We start from the raw sequence: 10,524 nt of genomic DNA, 5'->3' as shown, positions 1-10,524 counted from the left end.
AGGAATGCCTTCACGCGCGTACATTCCTTCGTCGCTTGGGGGCGGAAGAGCTGAGCAATCCAGGACTGATCCTCGCCGCAGTCGTCGCCGTGTACGACCACCGAAGTGTTGGCGCGGAATTCTGCAATCGCCGGATTGCCGTAAGTCGCAAGACTCTGGAATAGCGGCATGATCAGCAGGGCAGATAGGGCGCATCCCGTGACAACGATCCACTTGCGCCCCACCTTGTCGGAGAGCCAGCCGAAGAACAGGAAGAATGGTGTGCCGAGAATGAGCGCGACCAGGAGGTAGAAGTTGGCCTGATCCTGGCTCATCTTCAGTGCGGTGGTCATGAAATAGAGGCTGTAGAAATGCCCCGTGTACCAAATCACCGCCTGACCTGCCACGACCCCAAAGATGGCCACGAGCACCAAACGCAGATTGCGCCCATCACCAAATGTATCGGCGATTGGATTTTTCGAGCCTCTACCCTCGGCCTTCATCTGCTGAAACACTGGCGACTCGTGCAGCTTCAGCCGGATGTACAAAGAGAGGATCAGAAGCGCGATTGATCCGATGAATGGAATGCGCCAGCCCCAGCTCGAAAAGCTCTCCGCCGACATGGAAGAACGGCAAAGAATGATCACCGCCAGCGAGAGAAACAGCCCAAGCGTCGCTGTGATCTGGATCCAGCTTGTCGTGAAGCCTCGCTTGTCCGGATCGGAGTGCTCGGCAACGTAGGTGACCGCACCCCCGAATTCGCCGCCAACAGCGAGCCCTTGCAGCAGGCGCAATCCAACCAAAATGGTCGGGGCCCACCAACCGAATGTCTCGAATGAGGGCAGCAGGCCGACGGCCGCGGTGGCGAGGCCCATCACCAGCATTGTTACGAGGAATGTCTTTTTGCGACCGACGAGATCGCCGAGGCGTCCGAAGACGATGGCGCCGAGCGGGCGAAGAACGAAGCCCGCGCCGAAGGTCGCCAATGCTGCGAGCAGTGCCGCCGTGTCATTTCCCTTCGGAAAGAACAGCGTGCTGAAAAACGCTGCCAACGAGCCGTAGACAAAAAAATCATACCACTCGAAAACGGTGCCCAGGGCGGCCGCGAAGATAATGCGTTTGGTATCGCGATCGAGGCGGTTGGACGCGAGGATGGATTCTGATTCGATAGCTTGAATGGACATTCGATCCTCCCGCATCAAACGGCTTGGTGGGTGTAAGACGCCGCGTCTTCTGTCGGGCGTGGCAGCACGTCGTGCTGCGCTAGAAATTCGTTCAGCAAGCGATTGAATGTCTCTGGTCGCTCAAGCATCGGGAAATGGCCCGCCGATGGTATGATGTGAAGGTGGCTGTTGGGAATGCTGTCTGCCAAGGTCTGCGATTCGCTCGGTGGGGTGATGACGTCCTCCTCGCCGACGAGGACCAGCGTCGGCACGCAGATCTCTCCAAGCCTCGCGCGGCTATCCGAGGCGTTCAGCGAGGCAATCGCCTGGTGCGCGACAAAGGCCGGCGTCTGTGTGACCTCGTTCCTGGCGAAGTCGATGAGCTCAGCGCTCGCGGCGGAGCCGAAGGATCGTTCGATCACCTTCTGGCTCGCTGTCGCGACACCCAGTTCGTCAATGGCTTTGCGCACATTATCGACATTGACATCTTCGCCCAATCCATGCGGCGTGGCTCCCACCAGCACCAGTGCTCGCACGCGCTCCGGGTGGGCGAGCGTGAGGCTCTGGGCCACAGTTCCGCCCATCGAAAGCCCGACGAGAACGGCCGATTCGATGGACAATGCGCGGTACACCCCGAGCACGTCTTCGACGAAAGCGTCGATCGTATATTTTCGATCTTCGGGGCGTGGCGAGCGGCCGTGACCGGGCAGGTTGATGCGAACCATCTGATGACCGGTCGAGAACGGCTCGACCTGCTCACGCCAGAATTCTGCTGTTGTCGTAAAGCCGTGCACGAACACCAACGGCATTCCTGCTCCGGACACCTGCACGACAGTATCGCCGACTGCGATGGTTCTCATGGTCGTCATTCCGCTCCCTCCTGAGGCCGATTCCATCACAGTAAGATCGCAAGCGCCGTGCCATCTCGGCGCCCTGCGGCACGGGGGCGGCTAACGAATTGTTCTCGCTGCCAAAATGCATGCGGGGGGAGCGGCCCATCCGGTTTGACGCTTTCCGATCGCGGCGCTAGTGTCGCGTTTTTGTGACAATATGTCGCGTAACTGTCACACTCGCTGATCGGAGGATTCCGCGATGGTTCTGTCTCAGTGGATTGCCGGGTCGTCCGAGGAGGCGGGCTTCCTGAAGCTTGTCCTCGATCATGTCTCGGACTGCTTGGTCGCGGTTGATACGTCAGGGACGATCGTGTTGATCAACCAGCCGTATTGCAGATTGCTGGGAGGCCAGGCCGACGACTTCATTGGGCGGCATATTACCGATGTCGTTGGTCCGCAAACCAAGCTCCATCTCGTGGCGCGCGGGGAAGGCAGCCATATCGGTTATCCCCTGAAAGTGCGCGGACACCAACTCATTACGCGGCAGGTCCCAGTGCTTCAGGATGGCCGCATCATTGGCGCGGTCGGTATGGCTCTGTTCTCGAATCTCGGTGCTTTGAAGAGGACATTCCGCCGGGTCGCGCAAGCCGAACTGGCGCTGCCGCAGGCTAACAAGCAATGGCGCTCCCGCTTCGGCATGCGCGACATCGTTGGTGAAGGCGGGCTCATTGAGGCGTACCGGCACTCGCTCGAGGTCGTCGCCGGCCACGACCTGCCCGTGTTGATCTCGGGAGAGACCGGTTCCGGCAAGGAATTGGCCGCCCACGCGATTCACACGAATTCGAGCCGATCCGAGGGCCCCTTTGTTTGGATCAATTGTGCTTCAATCCCGGGCGAATTGATTGAAGCCGAATTGTTTGGCTATGAAGGTGGCGCGTTCACTGGCGCCCGAAGCCGCGGAAAGCCGGGCAAGTTCGAACTGGCTTCCGGGGGCACCCTGTTCTTGGACGAAATCGGAGATATGCCGCTGCATCTGCAGGGCAGTTTGCTGCGGGTGCTTCAGACGAATGAGATGGTGCGGGTAGGCGGCACAACTCCGGTTGGGGTCAATGTCCGAATTGTTTGCGCAACCAATCAATCACTTCCGGAACTGGTCCAGGCCGGCCGCTTTCGGCAGGATCTCTATTACCGCCTGAGCGTGTTGCCGATCAGCGTGCCGTCCCTCCGTGAGCGGGACGATATCGAATTTCTCGCCCGACAATTGCTCACTCGGATTGGGGAGCGGTTGGGCAGCGAAACCAGGAACTTATCGCGAAAAGAGTTGGCGTCGCTGGGCGCATATGGGTGGCCTGGAAATGTGCGGGAGCTGGAGAACGTGCTCACCCGGTTCATCGTGACCGGTCAACTGTCGGTGCTCCCCCAACATGCCCCGTCGAGGCCAGAACCGGAGAAGGCGTCCGGATCGCTGAAGCGGCGCATCCGGTCTCAAACCGCGACGGAAATTCGAGCCGCCTTGGAGAAAACGGGCGGTAACAAGCGCCAAGCAGCAGGGCTGCTCGGCATCAGTCGCGGGCATTTGCATCGGCTCATGAAAGAGCAAGCTTCTGATCCCAATCAAGCGCAGGATTAGCGCGGTCGGATTTGGCGATGAAGCGAACCTACGCCACCGCGCCAGGCACTCACGCTACCATATTGAGGATAAACAGCAATTCGTCCTGTCGGTGGTTGCGTATGATTCCCTCCCTGGGCACCATTTCCGTGTGACGAGTGCCCGGCGCCCCCCGCTCCGCCTCAACTCCCGTACAGATAGTTCGGTAGCCACAGCGTCATGCCGGGCCAGAGATACATGATCACCATGCACAGGATGACGATCAGCATGTAGGGCATCATGCCGGCGAAGATCTGGTTGAGCGTGACATGCTTCGGTGAGACGCCCTTAAGGTAGAACGCCGACATCGCGACCGGCGGTGACAGGAACGCCGCCTGCAGGTTTACGAACACCAGCGTCCCCCACAGGATCGGGTCGATGTTGAAGTGCTTCAGCATCGGCAGGAAGATCGGCACGAAGATGATGATGATCTCGGTCCATTCGAGCGGCCAGCCGAGCACGAAGATGATCGCCTGCGACAGGAGCATGAACTGCACCGGTGTCATGTTGAGCGAGAGTACCCATCGCTCAAGCAGCGCCTGCCCGCCGAGAATTGCGAACACTGCCGAGAACAGCGCCGAGCCGACGAACAGCCAGCACACCATCGCGGTGGTCTTCGCGGTTAGAAACACCGCTTCCTTGGTACGCTTCCAGTCGAGCGTGCGGGCTTGCAGCGCCAGCAAGAATGCGCCAAAGGCGCCAACGGCGGCGGACTCGGTCGCGGTGCAGATTCCGAACAGGATTACGGCAAGCACGACGATGGTGAGAATGCCGAGCGGCATGGTCGACGAGGTCAGCAGTTTCACGACCGAGAGCCGCTCGGCGTTGAACCTCCAGTAGTAACGGACCTGCAACAGCGCGCAAACAGCCGCGATGCCCCAGAACCAGAGGTAGAATTCGAGTCCTGGCCCCAGTTCAGCGGGCGTGGCCTCGTTCGTAACCAGCTCTGGTGTGCCCAATTGCTGTACGCCGGTTACCGCGAGTTCGATGGCAGCCTGCTGGTGAATAACGACGTACCACCAGACGGTGGCCATCGTGCCGGCGACGATCATAAGCGGCACCAGCGCGTAACCGAAGCTTGAGAGCAGCATCCAGTAGCTGACGGGACGGCCTTCCGCGTCGATTCGCCTTGCCTGCGACGGCGAGAGCAGCCCCTTGATCAGCGAAATCAGGATCGTTTGCGATCGATAGGTGTGCTCGACCTTCGACAGCCATGCCGGCACCGGAACCTTCGTTTGGTCCTCCGGCAATGGCGGTGCGATCTTCGGACTGATCATCGCCCAGGCGACTATGTAAATGAGATACAGGAACGACAGAAAGAAGCCCGGGAACATCGCCGCTGCGTACAGCTTGACGATCGACTGACCGGCGACCGCAGCATAGACGATGATCATGACCGACGGCGGAATCAGAATGCCGAGCGTGCCGCCCGCCGTGATGACGCCGGAGGCGAGCTTCACGTCGTATCCCGCCTTGAGCATGGGATTAAATGCGATGACGCCCATCAGCACCACCACCGCGCCGACAAGGCCGCTCGCGATCCCCCAAAACGTGCAGACGATCAGGGTCGCGACCGCAAGCGAAGCCGGCACGCGGCGGAACGCGAGCTGGATCGAGTAGAACATCTTGTCGACCAGTGCGCCGCGCTCCATCACATAGCCCATCAGCACGAACAGCGGGATGGAGATCAGGACGTCGTTGGTCATGGCGCCGTAGGTGCGCTCAACCATCAAATCGAACACGCGGTTGTCGGCCCAGGAATGCGTCGGATCATAGAACGCGATGTAGCCAAACAATATGCCCAGGCCCATCAGCGTGAACGCCGTCGGGAAGCCCATCATGATCACAACCACGATGAGCGTGAGCATCAGGAGCCCGAGTGCCGGATCGCTCATGTGTTCAGGTCCCCGCCCATACCGCGCTGGCGCGCACTCTCGTCGATCTCATGCGCCCGCTCGATGGCGATTTTGCGCGACTCCTCGTCAACATATTCGCTGTGGGCGAGCTGCTGCTCGATGACGTCGATCTCCGCGACGTCCCTCAGCCGGCTGGGCCATTCGCCGGTCTTCAGGCAGACGACGCAACGCACGATCTCGGCGACGCCTTGCAGCATCACCAGCGCGCCGGCGATGGGGATCACGGATTTGAAGTGATAAACCGGCGGCCCATCTGCCGTCACATTCGAATGCTCCGCGATCCGCCACGAGTCGGCAGCGTAGTCAAAGCCCGCGTAAATGAGGGCGGCGATACCAGGGATAAAAAAAGCCGCATACAGCACGATGTCCAGCCACGCCTGCATGCGCGGTCGCATCGAGCTGTAAAGGAAGTCGCCGCGGACGTGGGCGTTCTGAGCCAGCGTGTAGGCGCCGCACAGCATAAACGCGCTTCCGTACAGCATGTTATCAAGATCGAAGATCCACGCCGTCGGCATGTTCATGATGTAGCGCTTGAACACTTCGACGCAGACGACGGCCATCAGCAAAATGATCAGCCAGGCGGCGGCCTTGCCGCACCACGTGCTGATTTCGTCAATGACAAGCAGAAATTTCTGGACGGTCATTGGTCGCCGCCGATTAATCCGAGGAAAGAATGAAATGACAAGGCGACCGTCCGGTCGCCGTCCCGAACGGTGCCTTGCCGATTCATGCCGTCAGGTCTTCTTTGCGGTCCCTTTCGGCCCGAAGTAGTAATCGAACGCCATCTTGCGGTTGACGACGGTGTCCTGTTCCCATTGCGTCGCCCGGCTGGCAAACGCGATCTGCGATTCGACGATTTCCTTGAACAACGGATTTGTCGCCGAGTACTTCTTCACGATATCATCGAAGATCTCGAGCTGCCGCTTGAGGACTGAATCCGGCGTCTTGTAGAATTTCACCTTGTCCTTGGTCTGCAACTCGACGTAGTCCTTCGAGTAGCGGTCGATCGCCTTCCATTGCATTTCTTGCGAAGCGGCGGTCACCGCATTGGCAATGATCGCCTTCATCTTGTCCGGAAGCGCGTCGTACTTGGCCTTGTTGAAGGTGATTTCGAGCTGCTCGGCGTTCTGGTGGTAGCTCTGCAGCATGCAGACCTTGGAGACGTCGGCGAAACCAAGCAGGCGGTCCGACGAGGCATTGTTGAACTCGGCCGCATCGATCAGGCCGCGATCCATCGCCGATACGATTTCACCGCCGGGCAGCGCGTTGACCGCGGCGCCCATGGCGGTGAACATGTCGATGGAGATGCCGACAGTCCGGAATTTGATGCCTTTGAAGTCGTCGGCATTGGTGATCGGTTTCTTGAACCAACCGAGCGGCTGCGTCGCCATCGGACCGTAGGGGAACGAAACGACGTTCAGGCCGAGCGATGCATACAGCTTGGCGAGAAGCTCCTTGCCGCCGCCCCACCTGTGCCAGGCGAGCAGCATGTTGGCGTCCATGGCGAAGCCCGGCCCCGAACCCCACAGCGCCAGCGCGTTCTGCTTGCCGTAGTGGTAGACCAGCACGCCGTGGCCGCCGTCGAGCGTGCCTTTCGACACGGCATCGATCAGTCCGAACGCGGGCACCACGGCGCCGGCGGGAAGCACCTCGATCTTGAGGTCGCCGCCGGTCATGTCGTTGACCGTCTTGGCGTAGTCGAGTGCGTATTCGTGGAAGATATCCTTCGACGGCCATGTGCTCTGAAAGCGCATACTAACTGGGCCCTGCGCGCTAACGATCGTCGGCGCGGCTACCGTCGCGGCGGCTCCTGCAGCAATGACCTTGAGAAAGCGGCGGCGGCTGGAAGTGCCACCCTTGTTTGATTTGGTCATGGTTTCCTCCTCCCTTTGGAATAGCGATCCCTTGCGGATCGGTCCCTTTTTTATTGGGAGAAGTCAAAGACTTGCGCCGGGGATTGGCAAGGAATCTTCGGGATGATGCGACGCTACGACGCGGATTGCGGTAATGACGCGCCGCACGAGGACCGGGCCGCGAAGCGTAGCTACTTTTCAGGAGAGCCGATCATCTGAATTTTGAATGAGCATGAGCCGACGTTTCCGTCGCCGATCTGCCGCAAGCATGGCGTCAGCGACGCCAGCATCTACAAATGAAAAGCGAAGCTCGACGGGATGGAGGTGTCGGAGGCCGAGCGGCTAAAGACGCTGGAGGACGAGAATGCGCGGCTGAAGCAGTTGCTGGCCGACGCGATGGACAATGCGGCCTTGAAGGACCTGCTGGAAGGCAGACTGCTGTTACGGCCAGGCCAAGATGAGATCCGCGCACGCGGTTCAGGCGTTGGTGCTAAAATTATATAGTTATTTCAATAGCATACGAGTTTTTGGCTTTATTCTGAATGGCGCACCACAACTCACGCTTTTCCACGCTTGAGCACGATCTTGCACGATTGCGTTCGCTAGCGACGCGCGCGTTGAAGGATGGTTCGCGGACGCCGTCCTATCCCTGCAGTGCGCTCCGCAACAGCCCGATGAAGTCCTGCGCCACCTGCGAGAGGGCTTCATGCGTGGGGGACAGGATCGCGATCTGGTAATGGATCTTCGGCTTGAACGGACGGGTGACGAGACCCTCGGTGAAGGGGCGACTCACCACCGGATCGACGATGCCGACGCCGCGGCCCTCTGCGACCAGCTGGCACGCGGTCGAGAAGAACTCGGTCTCCGCCACCACGTTCCAGCGCGCTCCGTATTCGGAGAAGGCGGACGCAAGCTGCTGGTAGACCGGATCGCCGCGAAACAAAGTGATGAACGGGACGCCATCGAGATCATCCGGCGTGATCTGCTTGAGCTTCGCCAACGGATGCGTCTTCGGCAGCATGCACAGGCATTCGTATGAGAACACCTCCATATGCGAGGTCGGATAATCGAGCGGCAGCTCGGCGATCGCGAGATCGAACTGCTGCGTCGACATCAATTCCCGCACCGTCGCGGAATTCCGGGTGATGATCTTCATCTGCAACTCGGGCCGGTTGGTGGCGAACTGCGACAGCAAGCGCGGCAACAGACTGATGGAAATGCTTGGATAGGCCGTGATCGCAAGATGTCCGCGCCGCCCGGATCGGATCTCCGCGGCCACACGCGATGCATTCTCGACGGCTTCGAGCGCGCGCGCCGCCTCGACGTAGAACAATTTGGCTTCCGGCGTCGGCTGCAGGCGCCCGCCGCGGCGCAAGAACAGGGTCAGCCCGGTTTCGTGCTCGAGGCCCGCGATCATCGTGCTGATCCCAGGCTGCGATATGCCGAGCAGTTCGGCCGCCCTGGTCATGGTGCCGTGGAGCATCAGGGCGCGAAAGCATTCGAGCTGCCTCAAGCGCATGTCCGACCATATGAATAAGCTATAATGGATGCAACTAATATTATTAGAATTGCATGCGCGGGAGTGCTCCAATGCCGAAACGGTTGAAGGAGACCTCACGTGAATGCTGCAACCCTCGATCTCACCGGCGCCCAGCTGATTCCGGCCCGGCATGGCGTGGCGGTACGCCTCCCGGCCGGTGAGACCGTGACCGTCGTCAATACCCACGGCAAGCAGGTGGTCGACACTTGGGCGTTCAATGCCGGCGACACCAGCGAATTCATGTCCATGGAGCACAGCCGCGCCGCGATGCTGCGGCTCATTCCCAGGGTCGGCGATACGCTGACGACGAACCGGCGCCGCGCGATCCTTACCCTCGTCGCCGACACAACGCCCGGAATCCATGACACGCTCATCGCCGCCTGCGACATCCATCGCTATCGCCAACTCGGCGTCGTCGGCCATCACGATAACTGCACGCAAAACCTGGCATCGGCGCTTGAGGCAGTCGGCGTGTCGGCCGCGGTGACACCTTGGGCCTCTGTTGTGCAGCGATGCGCTGGTCGACGATCAGTTGCGCGAGGGAACGCTCCGCCGGGTCGACGGGCCGGCACTTCCCGGCTTCGCCTTCCGCCTGGTGGAAGCGAACGGTGCCGCGCGGCGCAAATCCGTCGCGGCGTTCGTCGACTGGCTGAGCGGCGAGGCGGCGACGTTTCGCGCCGCCTCGCCACCACTCATGACACGGGCTGCGTGAAGTAGGGCAGCGTCTCGACCCGGATCTGATAGCTGCCGGAGGTAACCAGGCCATCGATGTGGGCGGCAATGGCTTCAAGCGGCGCGAACCACACCTTGCGTTCAGCGACGACCTTTTCGAGCCAGCGCTCGGCGGCGCGCCAGCGGGCCAGCCTGCCGGTCAGGAACGGATGCCAGATCCCCATCCAGAATCCGCCGGCTTCATACGCAGCCTCGAACTCCTCGAACGATGCCGCCAGGCCTTCGCTCGGCGATTTGACCGGCATCATGTAGCCGATCTCCGCGTAGTGGGCGAACGGCGGCCAATCGTCCGATCCCCAGTGCGGCGGCATCTCGTACAGCGATCCGCGCGCCGTGCGCATCAAATACGGAACGTCGTCGGCCATCAGCGACGAGTCGTAGACAAAACCGTGCTCGATCAAGAGGTCGATGGTGGCCTGGTTGGCGTTGTAGACCGGCGCGCGATACCCGCGCGGCTTGCGTCCGGTCATCGCAACATGCACCTCGAGAGCGCGCTCGAACGCCGCGCGCTGCTCGGCGCCGGATATCGTGGTCGGGTCCTCGTGAAGATAGCCGTGATGGCCGATCTCGTGCCCGTCCTTGAGGATCGCTTCCACCGCGTCGGGATAGCGCTGCATGGTCCAGGCAGGCATGAAGAACGACTGCTTGAGGCTGAGGCGGCGATAGGTCTCAAGGATGCGCGGCACGCCGACTGTCGGCCCGTATCGTCCCATCGAGATCGGATAGAGTCGGTCGAACGAGTCGTTCGGCCGGGCGATGTGGATCAGGCTGTCGGCATCGACGTCGAACGTGATCGCACAGGCGCAACGCGCCCCGTTCGGCCAGGGGATGGGGTTGCGGATCATGAGACTATCCTCTTG

The 10,524-nt window shown here is 60.6% G+C and carries 9 protein-coding genes and 2 pseudogenes; 4 read left to right on the top strand and 7 right to left on the bottom strand.

What is annotated here, in order from left to right:
* A partial coding sequence (locus QCM77_RS23900; protein ID WP_279685157.1) for an MFS transporter occupies positions 1-1,163 on the bottom strand: 1,163 nt, incomplete at its 3' end.
* A gap of 14 nt (positions 1,164-1,177) precedes the next feature.
* Entirely contained in the window at positions 1,178-2,011 is an 834-nt protein-coding gene (locus QCM77_RS23895; RefSeq protein ID WP_511337209.1) for an alpha/beta fold hydrolase, read from the bottom strand.
* A 223-nt stretch (positions 2,012-2,234) separates the two neighbouring features.
* On the opposite strand from QCM77_RS23895, the gene QCM77_RS23890 reads away from it, so the two are divergent.
* Positions 2,235-3,605 (top strand): sigma-54 interaction domain-containing protein, encoded by a 1,371-nt coding sequence (locus QCM77_RS23890; RefSeq protein WP_279685154.1) that lies wholly within the window; start codon positions 2,235-2,237, stop codon positions 3,603-3,605.
* A 161-nt stretch (positions 3,606-3,766) separates the two neighbouring features.
* Here QCM77_RS23890 and QCM77_RS23885 read toward each other — a convergent pair whose 3' ends face one another.
* The 3 genes from QCM77_RS23885 to QCM77_RS23875 form a co-directional block, all read right to left on the bottom strand.
* Positions 3,767-5,518, bottom strand: coding sequence for a TRAP transporter large permease (locus tag QCM77_RS23885; RefSeq protein ID WP_279685152.1), 1,752 nt, complete (start codon positions 5,516-5,518; stop codon positions 3,767-3,769).
* Positions 5,515-6,183, bottom strand: a complete 669-nt coding sequence (locus tag QCM77_RS23880; protein WP_279663231.1) for a TRAP transporter small permease subunit — start codon at positions 6,181-6,183, stop codon at positions 5,515-5,517. Before QCM77_RS23880 ends, QCM77_RS23885 begins: the two co-directional genes overlap by 4 nt.
* A 90-nt stretch (positions 6,184-6,273) precedes the next feature.
* Positions 6,274-7,413: a TRAP transporter substrate-binding protein gene (locus tag QCM77_RS23875; protein ID WP_279685151.1), complete on the bottom strand. Its 1,140-nt coding sequence runs from the start codon at positions 7,411-7,413 to the stop codon at positions 6,274-6,276.
* A 198-nt stretch (positions 7,414-7,611) separates the two neighbouring features.
* Here QCM77_RS23875 and QCM77_RS23870 point away from each other — a divergent pair.
* Positions 7,612-7,842 (top strand): annotated as a pseudogene (locus QCM77_RS23870) (transposase); the annotation flags it as partial.
* Between the two features lie 193 nt (positions 7,843-8,035).
* Here QCM77_RS23870 and QCM77_RS23865 read toward each other — a convergent pair.
* Positions 8,036-8,911: a LysR family transcriptional regulator gene (locus tag QCM77_RS23865; RefSeq protein ID WP_279685150.1), complete on the bottom strand. Its 876-nt coding sequence runs from the start codon at positions 8,909-8,911 to the stop codon at positions 8,036-8,038.
* 99 nt (positions 8,912-9,010) lie between these two features.
* Here QCM77_RS23865 and QCM77_RS23860 point away from each other — a divergent pair.
* Together QCM77_RS23860 and QCM77_RS23855 are read left to right on the top strand one after the other, a co-directional pair.
* Positions 9,011-9,355: pseudogene (locus QCM77_RS23860) on the top strand (DUF1989 domain-containing protein); the annotation flags it as partial.
* A gap of 79 nt (positions 9,356-9,434) precedes the next feature.
* On the top strand, positions 9,435-9,644 hold the full coding sequence (locus QCM77_RS23855; RefSeq protein WP_279685168.1) for a type 2 periplasmic-binding domain-containing protein: 210 nt from the start codon (positions 9,435-9,437) through the stop codon (positions 9,642-9,644).
* Here the strand turns inward: QCM77_RS23855 and QCM77_RS23850 are convergent.
* Positions 9,625-10,509 (bottom strand): polysaccharide deacetylase family protein, encoded by an 885-nt coding sequence (locus tag QCM77_RS23850; RefSeq protein WP_279685149.1) that lies wholly within the window; start codon positions 10,507-10,509, stop codon positions 9,625-9,627. The two genes, QCM77_RS23855 and QCM77_RS23850, sit on opposite strands and share 20 nt — an antisense overlap.
* Positions 10,510-10,524: the final 15 nt, after the last annotated feature.

Origin of the sequence: Bradyrhizobium nivariense (assembly GCF_029846695.2) — a bacterium.
Lineage (GTDB): Bacteria > Pseudomonadota > Alphaproteobacteria > Rhizobiales > Xanthobacteraceae > Bradyrhizobium.
Note: the sequence above shows the minus strand (reverse complement) of the source record. Positions and strands in the feature narration are given on the sequence as shown.